This window comes from Flavobacterium reichenbachii (assembly GCF_002217435.1).
Lineage (GTDB): Bacteria > Bacteroidota > Bacteroidia > Flavobacteriales > Flavobacteriaceae > Flavobacterium > Flavobacterium reichenbachii.
The window spans coordinates 385,173-401,968 of the sequence record NZ_MUHF01000001.1; the positions used below are offsets into that span (position 1 = coordinate 385,173).

Consider the following 16,796-nt stretch of genomic DNA (forward strand, 5'->3'; position numbering starts at 1 on the left):
AATGGAATTTGATTTTCTAGAGCCGGTTAACGATGGAATGCTTAAATTCATCAGCTCCTTGTCATCACAAGAGCTGGGAAGTAAGGTTGTCTTTCATACCCAAGATCAATTTCCGGATATCAGCAAAATAAACATTGCAATTGTCGGTGTTTTAGAGGACCGCAGAAACATAAATATGGTTAATGAAGTTAACCTTACTGCTGTTCGTAAGAAGATTTACAGCATGTTTCCTGGTAATTGGGATGCTTCTATAGCAGATTTAGGTGATATTCTGGCAGGAGATTCTGTAGAAGATACCTATTTTGCACTTCAGAAGGTTACCGCTGTATTAATAAAGAATAAAATTATTCCTATAGTTCTAGGAGGTTCGCAAGACTTAACTTATGCGATGTATCGTGCATATGATAGTCTTGAACAGATGGTGAATTTTGTATCTGTAGATAATAGATTTGATTTTGGTAAGGAAAATGAATCAGTTTCAGCAAATTCTTACTTAACAAAGATCATTATAGACGAGCCAAACAATCTTTTTAATTATTGTAATATAGGATATCAGACCTATTACAATTCGCAGGAAGAAATTGATTTAATAGAAAAATTATTTTTTGATGCTTATCGTTTAGGTGAGATTTCAAATAAAATAGCATTAGCAGAACCAGTTTTTAGAGATGCTGATTTGGTTTCTATAGATTTAAATTCGGTAAAATCTTCAGAATCAGGAAATACGATTTTGTTTGAGCCGAATGGATTCGATGGAAAAGAGATTTGTTCTTTGGCCAGATATGCAGGAATTAGTGATAAAGTATCTTCTTTTGGAATCTTTAATCACAATAGTACAATACGAGAATCGGCAATAATTGCTCAAATTGTATGGTACTTTATAGAAGGTTATCATTACCGATCAAAAGAGTATCCATTTGGAAGCAGAACAAACTATTTAAAATATATAGTTCCATTGGAAGATGAAGAACTTATTTTTTATAAAAGTGATAAAACAGAACGTTGGTGGATTGAAATTCCGTACGAATCAAACGGCCACAATAAATTGAAAAGAAACACGTTATTACCGTGTTCTTATGATGAATATTTGTCGGCTTGCAATCAAGAATTGCCGGAAAGATGGTGGAAAGCGCAAAGAAAAAACGCTTTATAGTCTGAAATTTTTAAAGAATTTTAGAATTTCAATTTTTTTTCAAAAAAAGTTAAAATTAATTAGTAAGATAAGGTTTATAAATGATAAAATTTAACGTTTTACGTCGATTTTTTGGATCAGTTTGTCGACAAAATATTTTTTTTTTATTTTATTTAACATTATTTTTGACCGATAAAATAAATTTCGCAAGTAGTATTGTTTTTTAGATAAATAATAAATACGTTTACGGACTTTTAATAATGAATAGATAATCCAAATTTATATGAAGAAGTTTATTGCATTTGCAGCAATGTTAACACTAGTAATTGGCTGTGGTAAGTCAGGAGACAAAGGTGAATTAGTTGGTGTTACAGGAGGGAAATGGCATCCCGAAAAACCATATGGGATGACTCTGGTTCCAGGTGGATCTTTTATTATGGGTAAAGCAGATGCTGATTTAGCAAATGTTGAAGATGCTCCTACTAAAACTGTTACAGTTCGTTCGTTCTATATGGATGAGACTGAGATCACTAATAGTGAGTACCGTCAATTTGTGGAGTGGGTAAAAGACTCTACAATGAGAGTTCGTCTAGCTATTTTGGCTGATGAAACTGGTCAGAAAGGAACACCAGACGCTAAAGGTAAAAAAGGCGGCAGTATCGCTGATTATGCATTTAATGATTCAGATCCTGAAAAAATGACAGCTTACGATAAGTATATGTACGATAACTACTATAGTGTTGGTACAAAAGACGATCCTTATGCTGGAAGAAAATTAAACAGAAAAGTTAAACTTGTTAAAGATACAAAAGCGTATCCAGATGAGTATTACACTGAAGTAATGGACTCTATGTATTTGCCAATTGAAGAATCTTATAATGGATTAAGAACAGTTGATGTGAATAAATTAAAATTCCGTTATTCTTGGATGGATATTCAGGCAGCTGCAAAAGCTAAAGTTGGAAAAAGAAGTGATTTCGTAAAAACTGAGCAGGTAAAAGTATATCCTGATACTGCAGTTTGGATTAAAGATTTTGCTTATTCATATAATGAACCAATGCATAACGATTATTTCTGGCACAAAGCTTATGGAGATTATCCTGTAGTAGGTGTTACTTGGAAACAAGCTAAAGCTTTTTGTGCTTGGAGAACGTTAAATAAAAACTCATACATTAAATCAAAGAAAAAAGGACGTGATTTAGTTAATGCTTTCAGATTACCAACTGAAGCAGAATGGGAATACGCTGCCAGAGGTGGTCTGGAGTCTGCTACTTATCCTTGGGGAGGTCCTTACACTAAAAGTGACAGAGGTTGTTTCTTAGCAAACTTTAAACCAAGCAGAGGGGATTACGCAGCTGATGAAGCTTTATACACTGTTGAAGCTAAATCATACGAAGTAAATGGATACGGATTATACAATATGGCAGGAAACGTTTCAGAATGGACAGATTCAGCTTACAATCCAAATGCATACGAATATGTTTCAACAATGAATCCAAACGTTATTGATGGAAAAAACCAAAGAAAAGTAGTTCGCGGTGGTTCTTGGAAAGATGTTGCTTATTTCTTACAAGTAAGTACACGTGATCACGAGTATGCTGATTCTGCAAGAAGTTATATCGGATTTAGAACTGTTCAAGATTACATGGGAACTCAGGTAACTGGAGCTAAAAGAAAAAAGTAAATTATAATTAAATCAATATCCAACAAATCTATTTTAAAACCTAAAAAAAAGTATTATGGCATTATTAAGTAAAAAAGCAATGAATTTCGCTTATGGTATGGGAGCGGCAGTGGTAATCGTTGGTGCGTTATTCAAAATTACTCACTTTGAAATTGGACCATTAACAGGAACTGTTATGCTTTCAGTAGGATTGTTAACTGAAGCGTTAATTTTTGCGCTTTCTGCTTTCGAACCTGTTGACGAAGAATTAGACTGGACTCTTGTTTATCCAGAATTAGCTAATGGACAAGCTAGAAAAAGAGAAGAAAAAGCTGAAGCGCCATCTGATGCTCAAGGTTTATTATCTCAAAAATTAGACGTAATGTTGAAAGAAGCTAAAATTGACGGTGAGTTAATGTCTAGCTTAGGAAACAGCATTAAAAACTTCGAATCAGCTGCTAAAGGAATTGCTCCTACTGTAGATTCTATCGCTTCTACTAAAAAATACAGCGAAGAATTATCTATGGCTGCTGCTCAAATGGAATCATTAAACAGTTTATATAAAGTTCAGTTAGAAAGTGCAGCAAGAAATGCTGATGCTAACAAAGAAATCGCTGATAATGCATCTAAATTAAAAGAGCAAATGCAATCTATGACTGCAAACATTGCTTCTTTAAACAATGTTTACGGTGGTATGCTTTCTGCAATGAGTAACAAAGGATAATTAGTTTTTGACTATTATATTAAAATTTATTAATAAGAACTAATTAGAAAAAAATGGCAGGAGGAAAATTAACCCCTAGACAGAAGATGATTAACCTGATGTATCTGGTTTTCATCGCAATGTTGGCAATGAACGTTTCAAAAGAAGTTATTTCTGCTTTTGGTTTGATGAATGAAAAATTCGAAGCATCAAATACGTCTTCAGTTGAAACAAATACTTCATTACTACAATCTTTAGATCAAAAAGCTGCTGAAGCAAAAGGAGAATTCGCAACTGCAGCAGTTACTGCTCATAAAGTAGAATCGATCTCAAAAGAATTTTATGATTATATTGGAACTTTAAAAACTCAATCTATCAAAGGTTTCGAAGTAGAAAAAGAAACTGGAAAATTACCTTACGAGGCAATGGATAGAGGAGATAATATCGACGACTGGTTTACAGGAGACGGTTACACTAAAAAAGGTAACGAAATTATCGCTAAAATTCAAAAATACAAAGCAGACTTAAAAGCTGCTTTAGGAACAGATAAAAAATATGCTAACATTATAGCGGAAATTGAAAAGAAATTTGACGTTTCTGATGTAAAAAACAAAGAAGGTATAAAAGAAAAATACTTAGCGTATCACTTCAAAGGTTTCCCTGCAATTGCTACGGCTGCAAAACTTTCAGCTTGGCAGAATGACGTTAAAAAAGCAGAAACTGATGTTTACAATAGTGCTTTAGGTAAAGCTGCGGTTGCTGCTGCTTCTTACAGTAATTATCAAGCAATTGTTGTTTTAGATAAAAATGCTTATTTCCAAGGAGAAAAAGTAACTGGTAAGGTAGTTTTAGGTCGTTATGACGAAAATACAAAACCAACTTCTTTCCAAGGTCCTGGTCAAATCGTGAACGGACAAGCTGTTATCTCATTAACTGCTGGAGGTGTTGGAGAGCAAGATATTAATGGACAATTTACATTCTTAGAAGATGGTAAAAACATTCCGTTAAAATTCGCTGGAAAATACGTTGTTGTTCCAAGACCAAACTCTGCTACAATTTCTGCAGACAAAATGAATGTAGTATATAGAGGTGTTGTTAACCCAATCTCTGTATCATTCGCTGGTGTAGATGCCAACAAAATTGTTGCAAGTGCTCCAGGATTAGCTTCTGCTGGAAAACCAGGGAAATATAACATGAGTCCAGGTCAAGGTACAGAAGCTACAATTTCTGTAACAGGTACTTTGCCAAATGGAGATAAAGTAACAGATAAGAAAACATTCAGAATTAAAGGTATTCCTGGTCCAACAGGTACAATTAGAGGTGAAATGGGAGTTGTTAAAGGTCCTAAATCTAACTTAGAAATTGCTACTATTGGTGCTAAATTACTTGATTTTGATTTTGAAGTTGGTTTAGATGTTGTAGGATTCAATATGAAAATCGCTGGACAGCCTACAGTTGTTGTTACAGGTAATAAAATGAATGCACAATGTAAACAAGTTCTTTCAAGAGCTGGTAAAGGAGACCAAGTTACTATTTCTGAAATTAAAACTAAACTTGTTGGAGCTGGTAGTTATTTATTACCAAGAACTGCTCCGGTAATTTACGAAATACAATAATAAAGTAGGTAAAACTACGTTTCAATATCTTATAATGATACCACGATGAAAGTAAGAAATTTTTTAATAGCCGTTGTTTCTATAGCTGGAGGTTTTGCTTCTAATGCACAATCTAATTTGCTTAACGCGAAGACACCTGCACAAATTGGACTTAAGACTCCTGCACAACTTATCTCAGACAACGATAAGCCATTGGCTTACGGTTATGTAGATGATAGAGATGTCTTGATGGGGAAAACTACTTGGGAGATTATCGATTTGAATGAAAAAATCAACTTTCCTTTATACTTTCCTGTAGATACAGCAAATATTGGTTCTAATAGACGTTCTCTTTATGATGTCTTGACGAAAGCCGTTAAAAACGGTAAAGTAACTGAAATTTATACTGACAGTTATTTCAATACTAAAAAATCTATGAAAGACATCGAAGGATCGTTATCTCGTATCGATACAACAGATGCAGGTAGAGAACTTATTAACCAATACCCAGATGACTATAAATCACGTGTAGTGAAGAAAAAAGTAGTTACTGGTACTGGTAAAAAGAAAGTTGTTTCTTATGTTGAAGAAACTGTTGGGCCAAGCAGAACTGTTCCGGCTGAATATATTTTGAAACAAGACCTTACAGCAGCTGATGTAACTCAGTATAAAATTAAAGGATATTGGTATTTTGATAAACGTCAAAGTGAATTAAAATATCGTTTACTTGGAATCTGTCCGGTAACTCCTGATGTTTATACAATGAATAGTGATGAGAAAGATTATATTGAGTTATTCTGGGTTTTCTTCCCAAATGCAAGAGAAGTTTTGCATGAAGCAAAAGCCTTTAACGATAACAACTCTGCTCTTCCAATTTCATTTGATCAGATCTTAAATTCAAGACGTTTTAATGCAGTTCTTTACAAAGAAGAAAACTTGTACGGAGATCGTGAGATCAAAGATTACATGAAAGATAATGCACAAAATCAGTTATTAGAATCTGAAAGAGTAAAAGAAAAGATTCGTAATTTCGAACAAGACATGTGGAACTACTAAGAACCACTGTTACATATTAAAAAAAGAACTCTTACTGCTTTTGTAGTAAGAGTTTTTTATTTTTAGATTAGTTGCTAGTTGTTTTGAAATAGTAATAAATCAATTGTAATATTAAATATTGTAGGAAAAATACAATAAAAATAAAAATTCTGCGTTACCTTTGTTATAAAAAGAATTATGATGAAAGTGAGAAGATTTTTAGTGATTGTTGTTTTTACTGTAGGAAGCTTTGTTTCTAAGGCTCAATCTAATTTACTTAATGCAAAAACAGCTGATCAGATTGGCCGTAAAAATGCTGCACAGCAAATTTCGGATAATGATAAGCCGTTGGCTTATGGTTATGTAGATGATAGAGATGTCTTGATGGGTAAAACAACTTGGGAAATTATCGATTTAAATGAAAAGATTAATTTTCCGATGTATTATCCTGTAGATACTGCCAATATTGGCCCTGACAGGCGCTCTCTTTATGATGTTTTGACAAAAGCCATCAGAAAAGGTAAAATAACTGAAGTATATACGGATAGTTATTTCAATACTAAAAAATCTATGAAAGATATCGAAGGATCTTTGTCTCGTGTCGATACAACCGATGCAGGAAGAGAACTGATTAACCAATACCCAGATGACTATAAAACACGAGTAGTGAAGAAAAAAGTAGTGACCGGTACAGGTAAAAAGAAAGTCGTTTCTTATGTCGATCAAACGATTGGACCAACAAGAACTGTTCCTGCAGAATATATTTTGAAGCAGGATCTAACTGCAGCTGATGTGTCTCAATATAAAATAAAAGGTTATTGGTATTTTGATAAGAGACAGAGTGAATTAAAATATCGTTTACTTGGAATCTGTCCGGTAACTCCAGATGTTTATACGATGAATAGTGACGAAAAGGATTATATCGAATTATTCTGGGTTTTCTTTCCAAACGCAAGAGAATCTTTGCATGAAGCGAAAGCATTTAATGATACTAATTCTGCCATTCCTATTTCATTTGATCAGATTTTAAATTCAAGACGTTTTAATGCGATTATTTACAAAGAAGAAAATATGTACGGAGATCGTGAGATCAAAGATTATATGAAAGATAATGCGCAAAATCAGTTGTTAGAATCTGAAAGAGTAAAAGAGAAGATCCGTAATTTTGAACAGGATATGTGGAACTATTAAGACGCCGATTATATTATAAAAAAAACTCTTACTACCTTTGCAAGTAAGAGTTTTTTACATTTTACTTATTATAAATGATTGATTATTTAATTGTCGGATCTGGACTAGCAGGAATTTCATTTTCAGAAATTGCTTTAAAAAACAATAAGTCTATTTTAGTTATAGATGATAAATCTCAGGTTTCTTCTAGAGTTGCCGGAGGTTTGTATAATCCAGTTATTTTAAAGCGCTTTAGTGAAGTTTGGAAAGCCGAAGAGCAATTAGCTCTGATGGAAGAATTTTACAAAAACATAGAGCTAAAGATTCAGACAAAGGTAAATTTTAAACTTCCGATTTTAAGAAAGTTTTTCTCTATCGAAGAACAGAATAATTGGTTTGCCGCTTCAGATAAACCGCTTCTTGCTCCTTTTCTTTCGACTAAATTGATTTTTACTAAGTTTTCGGGAATTAATTCTCCTTATGATTATGGAGAGGTATTGCATACTGGTTATGTAGATACAGCTCTTTTATTAGATCAATACCAGCAATATTTAGTCGAAAATAATGTGCTTCTTAGAGAATCATTCGATTATTCTAAACTTATTATCAATAGTGATTATGTATCATACAAAGATTATCAAGCTAAAAATATAATTTTTGCTGAAGGATTTGGATTGCACGCTAATCCTTTCTTTCAAGATCTTCCGCTTGACGGTACAAAAGGTGAACTGTTGATTATAAAGTCTCCGGAACTTAATTTGGACGTAATTGTAAATACAAGTGTCTTTATTCTGCCGCTTGGGAATGATTTGTTTAAAGTAGGAGCAACTTACAACTGGAAAGACAAAACTGATCTGCCAACGGAAGAAGGAAAAAGTGAGTTAGTAGATCGAATCAAAGAAATTATCAATTGTGATTTTGAAATTATTTCTCATTTTGGAGGTGTAAGGCCTACAGTACGTGACCGCAGACCCATTATTGGTACGCATAATGTACATAAATCACTGCATTTATTAAACGGTTTAGGTACACGTGGTGTTATGTTAGGACCTGCAATGGCAAAAGATTTGTTTTATTATATTGAAAACAAAACAGAATTGGATCCGGTTGTTGATATAAACAGATTTTATAAAAAGAGAAAATAATACTATTTACTCAACCTTTGCTTTTGGATCGGCATTAGGATCGTAAGAAACAAACATATTTATATAGATGTTTCGGGAAAGACGTAAAACAAAAGGGAATAAAAGGACTAAAACGACAATAATGCTTAAAAAAGATTGTTCTATTGTTGTTCCAAAAAAGACAAAGGAAACTATAAATGCTGCTATTCCTACAGCGACATTCAATCCATAACTTACATACATTGCGCCATAGAAGAAAGAAGGTTCAATGAGGTATTTTAATCCGCAGTGACTGCAATGGTCATTCATTTTTAAAACTTTGTTCAAATGAAGCGGATTTGTGTCTGAATACATGCTTTCGTTATTGCATCGTGGACAGCTCCCTGTAAATATACTTTTAATTTTAGATCCTTTTGAAAACATTATTTTGATTGTATTTGTAAAACACTAGATTTAAAATAAGTTAAATCTCACGTATTTATTGTAGAATTAAGCTGTAAAGATAATGATTAAGTTTGTTTTTGCAGAATCAAAATCTCTTGATGTTTTAGTGTTTTTTTTTAAATAACTATTAAAAATTTCCTTTCTATATTTTTAATAGACCTATAATTGCTGACCTGAACTAAAAGGTTTTGAAAATAATATTGATGCTCTAAGAATATTACAAAAGCTATCGTTTTTGAGGGTCGAAACTTAAATTAAATGTTATACTTTTGCACTTTCAAAACGTAAACTAAAAAGTGATTCAATTTGCTTTTATTTCTGCGTTAATTTAATAAATAACAATGGTTTATTAAACCATTACATCTTACAGCAATAGTCAATAAATTATGCTTAATATACACAATCTGTCGGTTTCTTTTGGAGGAACTTATTTATTTGAAGAAGTAACTTTTCGTTTGGGTGCAGGAGATCGTGTTGGTCTTGTTGGTAAAAACGGAGCAGGTAAATCGACAATGCTTAAAATGCTTGCAAGGGATTTTGCTCCTGACTCAGGAGTTATTTCTCAGGAAAAAGATATTCGAATGGGTTTCTTGCGTCAGGATATTGATTTTGAACAAGGAAGAACAGTATTAGAAGAAGCGTATGAGGCGTTTACTGATATTAAAGTTGTAGAAAAAAAATTAGAAGAAATCAATCATCAATTGGTAACCAGAACCGATTATGAAAGCGAAGAATACAGTCAGATTATTGAAGATTTGTCTGATTACACCCATCGTTTTGAGCTTCTTGGCGGTTATAATTATGTAGGCGATACAGAGAAAATTCTTTTAGGATTAGGTTTTAAAAGAGAAGTTTTTAACAACCAAACCGAAACTTTCTCCGGAGGATGGAGAATGCGTATCGAATTGGCAAAATTGTTATTACAGTCAAACGATGTATTACTTCTGGATGAGCCTACTAACCACTTAGATATCGAGAGTATCATCTGGCTGGAAAGCTTTCTTCGTAATTATCCAGGAGTTGTTGTAATTGTATCGCACGATAAGATGTTTTTGGATAATGTAACAAATCGTACAATTGAGATTTCATTAGGAAAAGCGTATGATTTTAATAAACCATACTCTCAATATCTGGAATTGCGTCATGAAATTCGTGAAAAGCAATTGGCAACCCAAAAGAACCAAGCAAAAAAAATTGAAGAAACAGAAAAATTAATCGAAAAATTTCGTGCAAAAGCTTCTAAAGCTTCTATGGCGCAGTCCTTGATTAAAAAATTAGATAAAGTAGAGCGAATTGAAGTTGACGAAGATGACAATTCGGTTATGAATATATCATTTCCAGTTTCAAAAGAACCCGGAAAAGTAGTTGTAGAAGCAGATAAGGTTACTAAAAGCTATGGCGATAATGTAATTTTAAAAGATATTAGTCTTCTTGTAGAACGCGGGAGTAAAATTGCTTTTGTGGGTCAGAATGGGCAAGGTAAATCGACTTTTATTAAAGCTTTGGTTAATGAATTTGAATATCAGGGAACGATTAAATTGGGACACAATGTTCAGTTGGGATACTTTGCTCAAAATCAGGCAGAATATCTTGATGGTGAAATCACACTGCTTCAGACAATGGAGGATGCAGCAACAGATACCAATCGCTCTAAAGTGCGTGATATGCTGGGTTCATTTTTATTTCGCGGAGACGATGTAGAGAAAAAGGTGAAAGTACTATCTGGAGGAGAGCGTAATCGTTTAGCACTTTGTAAACTTTTATTACAGCCAATCAATGTTTTGCTGATGGATGAGCCTACGAATCACTTGGATATAAAATCTAAAAATGTTCTAAAAGCGGCACTTCAGAAATTTGGAGGCACTTTATTGCTGGTTTCTCACGACAGGGATTTTCTTCAGGGAATGTCAAATATTGTGTATGAGTTTAAAGATCAAAAAATTAAAGAATATTTAGGTGACATCAACTTTTTCTTAGAACAGCGTAATCTGGAAAACATGCGCGAGGTAGAGAAAAAAGACGTTGCAAAAACGAATGCTCCTAAAGAAAATAACAAAACTTCTTACGAAGATCAGAAAAAGGGAAAAGCGCTTCAAAATAGATTAAGTAAAGTTGAAAGTCAGATCAAACAATTAGAAAAAGACATTCAGCACGACGATAAAATGCTGGCATCAAATTATGATAAACATATCGAAGATGCTTCATTCTTTACTGCATATAACAAAAAGAAAGCCGATTTAGAGCAATTGCTTTTAGATTGGGAAATTGTTCAGGAAGAAATAGATAATTTTAATGTGTAATTAATTTTAGACTTCAGGTTTCAGGTTATTATTAGCATGAAACCTGAAACCTGAAACCAAAAATCTATTTGATAATTCCAATAGATTTTGAATGCATAATTGCTTCATTACTATCTTTAAAATAGCAAACCGAAACTTCAAGATTCTCAAGGTTTTTAAGAATTTCTTTTGTCTTTTCTTTTTGGGTTCTGCCTGTCTGTCTAATGTAAACAGCTTTTACAGTAACCGGAAATATTTTACAGATTCGTTCATATAAAATAGGATCATGCTGCGAATCATCTCCAAGCAGAACATATTTAAGATTGGGATAAAACTCTAAAACGTGTTTGATTTTGTCAAATTTATGATCGTGATTTCCTCTGCCGCTCATAAAAAAATCTGCAATTCCCCGTTTAATATCTTTTAGTAAAATAACGGCCCTCGGCAGCTGGTGTATTTTGGTAAACTTCACAATAAAACGATACAGATTCCATTCGCTGCTGGAAATGTAAAAAAAAGCATTTTGTTCGTCTTTATTATTTCTTCCGGCCGAGCTTAAAGCCTGATAGTGGGGTACAACATCTTTAAAAACTTTTCGGTCATTTACGTTTTTAAACAAGAGTACATATATTTTCTTGAAGAAATTATGCGTGTGCGAAATCAAAAAAGTATCATCAATATCGGTTATAATTCCGAGATTTCCTTTGTGAGGCCTTATATAACTGCCTTTTGCAACAATGGTTTCATTGTCATAAACCATGCTCACTTGGTATTCCATCCATCCAAAATTAGTTTCTTTTTCCAGAGGAATGCAAAATTTAAAGTAACCATCATCCAGTGTTTTGGTGTGGATTTCCTGGTCTTTGCACTTTAAGTAAATATCAAAATTTTTCAGCGTCTTAATCCTAAACTGATTTATTACAGAAGTTGCGTTTTTGAAGCTTCTTTTCTGAAAATCATAATTGTAATCTCGTTTAAAAACGTGTCCCATTACAATTAATTCTTGTTCATTTGCATAACCTCGATATAATTGTAGTATTGGTTTCATTAATTGCGTACTTTTATAGGAGGTTGTAAATTAATTAAATTAATTGGTATTAAGAATAAAATTTTGAAAAAGAACATCATATTTGTTGTAAACCCTATTTCTGGTGATTTGGATAAATCAGATTTGATTGAAACAGTAAGCGAATTTTCGGCTGCAAATCATTTTGATTTAGAGGTTTACGAAACTACAGGAAAAAGTGATATAGCAGCAATAAAAAAGCTGTACAATCAATATAAGCCAGAGCGAATCATTGTTGCCGGCGGTGACGGAACCATAAAAATGGTAGCCGAAGCAGTAGAAGATTACGACATTGTTATCGGAATTCTGCCTGCAGGCTCTGCAAATGGACTTTCGGTTGATTTGAATCTCCCGGCTGCGATAGAAGAAAATTTAAAAATTGCTTTTCTTCATCATTATATAGAAATGGATATGATCTGTATTAATGGCAAAAAAAGCATTCATTTAAGTGATATTGGTCTCAATGCCGATTTGGTAAAAAATTACGAACAAAGCGACGTTAGAGGCATTTGGGGCTATGCCTTGCAAGCATATACAACCCTAAAAGAATCTAACGAGCCATTTACAGCTACGATTTCGGCAAATAATAAAACTGTTGAATATGTAGCCAGAATGATCGTAATTGCCAATTCTCAAAAATATGGAACAGGCGTAATCATTAATCCGAATGGAGCAATGAATGATGGGAAATTTGAGCTGGTGATTCTAAAAAATTTAGATTTGCTATTAATCGGAAAGATTATAACAGGCAACATGCCAATTGATTCTGATGATGTTGTTATTATTTCGACAGACAAAGCTGATATAAAGACAGATTATCCGGTAAGTTTTCAAATTGACGGGGAATATTGCGGTGCCCAAAGTAATTTAGAAATTCATATTCTGCATAAACAGATGAAAATTGCAGTGCCTTAAAAATGAAGTTTTAATTTAAAAATGAATTTTAGTTTTTTATAATATACCTTTCCTATATTTTTTAATAATGAAAAAAATATTTTTCGCGCTTTTTATTCTGATTCAAAGTGTAATACATTCTCAAAATATTGATTTGAGAAATTTGACAATGAATAGCAATTTAATCCTTTTTGTCGAATCTTCAGATTTTGATTATGGTAATAAGTATATTAATGATCATTCTAAAGCGGGATTTATTAAGGTAAATAATTATGAGGAAATCCTAAAAAACGACTCCAATATTAAATTTATAGATAAAGAAATTTTTTGCCCTCAAAGTGAAAATGACTATTATGATAGCAATATGATAAATGGCGGCGGTTGCATGGGCATTGCGGAAAGCATAGATTCTAATAGAAAATATTATGGGATATTGTTTTTTAAAAAAGAAAAAAAGAAGCTGACACTATTGGCACATCTTTTTAAAAGTGATTTTGACTGGAAAAATATAATTGAGAAAATAAAAAAGGTAAAAGAAATTGAAAAGTCAAAATCGCCAGAGGAACGTTATGAAAAAAGTATTGACTATTATTTGAAGTGTAAAGATTTACCTAATTCTGACTTTATAAATTATTATAGGCAAGTAAAATTTTTAAAATCAGATACTTTAGTTTTAACTGAAAAACAATTAATCTTGGCGAAAGATAATTTTTTGGAGGGAAATGAAAGATATTATGAATTGATTTCAAAAAAATTTCCCGAAGAAGTAAAACAATTTTATATTAATAAAATGAAAGGCTTTTTAAACCAAAATGAAGACGAGTATTTTAGTTCCTATGATTTTAGCGAGGCATACGAAAGGGCTACAAATACTAATTTTATGGATGATAGTGTAATTGGGAAGTTAAAAGGCAAATTATCTGATGAAATAACTCCTAAAGAAAGAATAGGGATTATACAGACATTAATTCAAAATGCAGCACAAGAAGATTAGCCGATAATATTACGCTTCATGAAAAAGAAACTTCTCTTAATTCTATTTGTTTTTGTGACAATTATGAATGCACAAAACAAAGTTACCGACATTACAAACTACGATTATTGCCAAGTTAATAGTAACATGCTTTATTTTTATAAAATTGAAAAAAAGGGATTTACTCAAAGTCGTGGTTATTTTAGTGGTAATAGATTGCATATTTATGCTACAGAAAAAGTAGATTCTATAGACAAAAAATATTATGGCAGTATGAATCAGATAAAACTCTCTGATTTGAATAGTGATTTTGATTTGTCAAAGGAGTTTAGCGAGAAAGTTTACTTTGTAAATCAGCCTAACTTGAAACAATTTTATTTTTTGAAAAATGATAGTGTTTTGGTTTGTAAAGTAATTAGAAAGAACAAGGTTTGGGAAGTAGAAAATGAAAAAGAAGATGAAATTCATAAGATAATCATGGCCAATAATAAAATTATTTATTGGTCTTCACAGCTAGGTTTGATTTACAAAAAAGATAATGAGATAAAAACAAGCTTTCTGGGATTACAAAGTTATTACAATGATAAAAGTGTTGCGTTTTCTATAAAGGATAAAGATGCTGTTAATATGAAAACAGGATATTTCGAAATAGGAAAATATACTCTTAAAATAAAAAAAGGCGAAAATTATGCGGTTTTTAAGGGCAATCAAAAGATTTTAGATGACTTACCTTTGAAATATTACGATGACAAACATTTTATTACTATCGATGATAAGACTGTAAAATTCTACAATTCTGATTTTGTATTAGACAGCACTTTTACTTACCGTGACATTTATCAAGACGATCAGAATATTGAGATTTTGACAGAAAACCAAATTAAAAAAATTGACACTCGTCTTTTTGCCACTGCATTCGACATATACATACCTTTTGGCTGTGGAACGGTTACAAACTATTCATTAAGTATAAAAAGGAATAGAATTAGGGAAATTGTTAATGCGGAAATGACTTATGGTTATACATCACAGCCTAAAAATATTTTTATTGACTCTAAAATAAAATTTGATTCACTGCTTTTTGTAAGCCGGAGAAAGACTATGGATTATTCTGTGAATGGAGGTTTTGATGATCGAGTGATATTGATAAAAAATAAAAAGGAAGGACTTTATTCTTTTAATCAAAAAAATGATACAATCACTTTAAAGGAAATAGTACCTATAAAATACAATAAGATTTATTTATTAAATGGTTTTGTAATTTTAAACAAAAGCAATCAAATGGATTTTTATGATAAAGATTTTAAGGTAAATACTATGCGTTTTACTTCTATTGATTTTTTCAGTTATAATTATATAAGATACAAAAAAAGGAATCGTACCGAAGGCTGGATGAATAAAAAGGGAATTTTATTTGATGATTTATAAATAGAAGACCTATTTGATTTGGTATAATAATAGATTTAATTATTTAAACGGATTTCTTTCCTGCCATTCTGTTTTTGGTTCTAAATAATTAAAAAATCGAGCAATATTATGATTGATCAAGGCATTGCTGTGCGTAATTAAACCATACATTTTTACCGGTTTTGCGCCAACAGAGCTCTTGATTTCCAGCGCTGTTCTTGCAAAAACAATTTGTTTAAAACCTTTTTTGATAGAGTAGGCAATCATGTCGTACAACATGTTTAGATAAAGCATTTTTTCGCGTTGGACACTTTCGTCATATCCTAAAAAATAGGTGTCCATTACATCTCCATTTTTAATCAGGGTATTAAATCCAATTAGCTTTTCATCTATAAAATAACCGTACAATAAGAAATCATCTTTCATGATTTCTTTAAAAAAGCTAAAGTGATTTCGGGCTAAGAAAAAAGTGTTAAACGGGGCATTTTTAGCCACGTGAAAGTATAACTCGTAAATTGTATCTTCATATTTTCTAATATCAGATAAAGACATTTTTTGTTTTACGATTCCTTCTGATTTTTTTTGCGCGCGTTTATATTGATCGCGATATTTTTTTGACAAAGCATCAACGTAATCTTGTTGTGATTTCCAGTTTTCATTAATTTCAAAAACCATATTGGGCTGTGTCGAAAAAGTATAATTGTTTTTGAATTCAGCTTGCAATGGCTCGATTTCTTTGGCTGTAAAATCTTTTATGCTTGTTATATGAACCTTTTTCCCGTTTTCTTTTAAATCTTTTTTGAGCTGATTGATTGCTTTGTGAAGTGTTTTTATTGCTTTTGATTCTTTTGCACTTTCATCCAAAGCAAAGGCATTTTGTCCCGTAAGCATATTATTACCAACGAATAAAACGTGCGAAGCAAAATTTTTAAGCGCAAAATTTCGAACAGAAGTTTTTAAGCATTGATCGCGTTCGCCAAAAGATTCCAGCTTTTCTGCAAATAAAAATTGAGTCAGAACAATTCCGATCAGTTTAGTTTCGTCAAAAATTCCAATAAAATGACAAATCATATTTACCGGACAAGAGTTTTCCAGAACCTCGAGATATTCGCGTGTTAAAAAAATATTATTTACCGCCAGCAAATTCCATTCTACAGGAAGTAACGAAGCGCTTTTATATATTTGAAAAGAGTAATTTGTATTCAAGAGTGAGAGCTAATTTCTTCAAAATTAGATAATAATTACAATAACTTCTCAGGTTTAAGTTATTATTAAGAAAAACCCGTTTGATTTTGTTTTCAAACGGGTTTC

14 protein-coding genes are annotated in these 16,796 nt (G+C 32.1%); 11 read left to right on the plus strand and 3 right to left on the minus strand.

Going from position 1 to position 16,796, the window contains the following annotated elements; translation table 11 throughout:
• The first annotated feature begins 1 nt into the window (after position 1).
• The 7 genes from B0A68_RS01755 to B0A68_RS01785 all read left to right on the plus strand — a co-directional run bounded on the left by B0A68_RS01755 (position 2) and on the right by B0A68_RS01785 (position 8,443).
• The gene (locus B0A68_RS01755; RefSeq protein WP_035685274.1) at positions 2 to 1,153 is read left to right on the plus strand and encodes a formimidoylglutamase; all 1,152 of its coding nucleotides are present in this window, start codon (positions 2 to 4) and stop codon (positions 1,151 to 1,153) included.
• A 262-nt stretch (positions 1,154 to 1,415) separates the two neighbouring features.
• Complete coding sequence (gene porK / locus B0A68_RS01760; RefSeq protein WP_035685271.1) at positions 1,416 to 2,816, plus strand: T9SS ring complex lipoprotein PorK/GldK; 1,401 nt, start codon at positions 1,416 to 1,418, stop codon at positions 2,814 to 2,816.
• Positions 2,817 to 2,871: 55 nt separating this feature from the next.
• Positions 2,872 to 3,519: a type IX secretion system motor protein PorL/GldL gene (gene porL / locus B0A68_RS01765; protein ID WP_035685268.1), complete on the plus strand. Its 648-nt coding sequence runs from the start codon at positions 2,872 to 2,874 to the stop codon at positions 3,517 to 3,519.
• Positions 3,520 to 3,572: 53 nt separating this feature from the next.
• Positions 3,573 to 5,114 (plus strand): type IX secretion system motor protein PorM/GldM, encoded by a 1,542-nt coding sequence (gene porM, locus B0A68_RS01770; RefSeq protein ID WP_035685265.1) that lies wholly within the window; start codon positions 3,573 to 3,575, stop codon positions 5,112 to 5,114.
• 45 nt (positions 5,115 to 5,159) lie between these two features.
• A complete protein-coding gene (porN, locus tag B0A68_RS01775) occupies positions 5,160 to 6,149 on the plus strand; it encodes a type IX secretion system ring subunit PorN/GldN (RefSeq protein ID WP_035685263.1) in 990 nt (329 codons plus the stop codon).
• 180 nt (positions 6,150 to 6,329) lie between these two features.
• On the plus strand, positions 6,330 to 7,319 hold the full coding sequence (gene porN, locus B0A68_RS01780; RefSeq protein WP_035685260.1) for a type IX secretion system ring subunit PorN/GldN: 990 nt from the start codon (positions 6,330 to 6,332) through the stop codon (positions 7,317 to 7,319).
• Positions 7,320 to 7,393: 74 nt separating this feature from the next.
• On the plus strand, positions 7,394 to 8,443 hold the full coding sequence (locus B0A68_RS01785; protein ID WP_035685257.1) for an NAD(P)/FAD-dependent oxidoreductase: 1,050 nt from the start codon (positions 7,394 to 7,396) through the stop codon (positions 8,441 to 8,443).
• A gap of 6 nt (positions 8,444 to 8,449) precedes the next feature.
• Here the strand turns inward: B0A68_RS01785 and B0A68_RS01790 are convergent, their stop codons facing one another.
• Positions 8,450 to 8,845: a DUF983 domain-containing protein gene (locus B0A68_RS01790; RefSeq protein WP_035685254.1), complete on the minus strand. Its 396-nt coding sequence runs from the start codon at positions 8,843 to 8,845 to the stop codon at positions 8,450 to 8,452.
• Positions 8,846 to 9,252: 407 nt separating this feature from the next.
• Here B0A68_RS01790 and B0A68_RS01795 point away from each other — a divergent pair, with 407 nt between their 5' ends.
• A complete protein-coding gene (locus B0A68_RS01795) occupies positions 9,253 to 11,166 on the plus strand; it encodes an ABC-F family ATP-binding cassette domain-containing protein (RefSeq protein ID WP_035685251.1) in 1,914 nt (637 codons plus the stop codon).
• 64 nt (positions 11,167 to 11,230) lie between these two features.
• On the opposite strand, the gene B0A68_RS01800 is transcribed toward B0A68_RS01795, so the two are convergent.
• A complete protein-coding gene (locus B0A68_RS01800; protein ID WP_035685248.1) occupies positions 11,231 to 12,193 on the minus strand; it encodes an App1 family protein in 963 nt (320 codons plus the stop codon).
• A gap of 63 nt (positions 12,194 to 12,256) precedes the next feature.
• Between B0A68_RS01800 and B0A68_RS01805 the strand changes: the two genes are divergently transcribed.
• The 3 genes from B0A68_RS01805 (at position 12,257) to B0A68_RS01815 (ending at position 15,506) form a co-directional block, all read left to right on the plus strand.
• Complete coding sequence (locus B0A68_RS01805; RefSeq protein ID WP_035688216.1) at positions 12,257 to 13,126, plus strand: diacylglycerol/lipid kinase family protein; 870 nt, start codon at positions 12,257 to 12,259, stop codon at positions 13,124 to 13,126.
• Positions 13,127 to 13,193: 67 nt separating this feature from the next.
• Entirely contained in the window at positions 13,194 to 14,099 is a 906-nt protein-coding gene (locus tag B0A68_RS01810) for a hypothetical protein (RefSeq protein WP_035685245.1), read from the plus strand.
• A gap of 18 nt (positions 14,100 to 14,117) precedes the next feature.
• Positions 14,118 to 15,506, plus strand: a complete 1,389-nt coding sequence (locus B0A68_RS01815; RefSeq protein WP_123947465.1) for a hypothetical protein — start codon at positions 14,118 to 14,120, stop codon at positions 15,504 to 15,506.
• 39 nt (positions 15,507 to 15,545) lie between these two features.
• Here B0A68_RS01815 and B0A68_RS01820 read toward each other — a convergent pair whose 3' ends face one another.
• Positions 15,546 to 16,691, minus strand: coding sequence for a GNAT family protein (locus tag B0A68_RS01820; protein WP_035685239.1), 1,146 nt, complete (start codon positions 16,689 to 16,691; stop codon positions 15,546 to 15,548).
• Positions 16,692 to 16,796: the final 105 nt, after the last annotated feature.

What these genes read in the sequence shown, in the direction of transcription:
- B0A68_RS01755 (WP_035685274.1), top strand. Translation starts at nt 2, where the DNA reads ATGGAATTTGATTTTCTAGAGCCGGTTAACGATGGAATGCTTAAATTC.
- B0A68_RS01790 (WP_035685254.1), bottom strand. Translation starts at nt 8,845, where the DNA reads ATGTTTTCAAAAGGATCTAAAATTAAAAGTATATTTACAGGGAGCTGT.
- porN (WP_035685260.1), top strand. Translation starts at nt 6,330, where the DNA reads ATGAAAGTGAGAAGATTTTTAGTGATTGTTGTTTTTACTGTAGGAAGC.
- porK (WP_035685271.1), top strand. Translation starts at nt 1,416, where the DNA reads ATGAAGAAGTTTATTGCATTTGCAGCAATGTTAACACTAGTAATTGGC.
- B0A68_RS01795 (WP_035685251.1), top strand. Translation starts at nt 9,253, where the DNA reads ATGCTTAATATACACAATCTGTCGGTTTCTTTTGGAGGAACTTATTTA.
- B0A68_RS01815 (WP_123947465.1), top strand. Translation starts at nt 14,118, where the DNA reads ATGAAAAAGAAACTTCTCTTAATTCTATTTGTTTTTGTGACAATTATG.
- porM (WP_035685265.1), top strand. Translation starts at nt 3,573, where the DNA reads ATGGCAGGAGGAAAATTAACCCCTAGACAGAAGATGATTAACCTGATG.
- B0A68_RS01785 (WP_035685257.1), top strand. Translation starts at nt 7,394, where the DNA reads ATGATTGATTATTTAATTGTCGGATCTGGACTAGCAGGAATTTCATTT.
- B0A68_RS01800 (WP_035685248.1), bottom strand. Translation starts at nt 12,193, where the DNA reads ATGAAACCAATACTACAATTATATCGAGGTTATGCAAATGAACAAGAA.
- B0A68_RS01810 (WP_035685245.1), top strand. Translation starts at nt 13,194, where the DNA reads ATGAAAAAAATATTTTTCGCGCTTTTTATTCTGATTCAAAGTGTAATA.
- porL (WP_035685268.1), top strand. Translation starts at nt 2,872, where the DNA reads ATGGCATTATTAAGTAAAAAAGCAATGAATTTCGCTTATGGTATGGGA.
- porN (WP_035685263.1), top strand. Translation starts at nt 5,160, where the DNA reads ATGAAAGTAAGAAATTTTTTAATAGCCGTTGTTTCTATAGCTGGAGGT.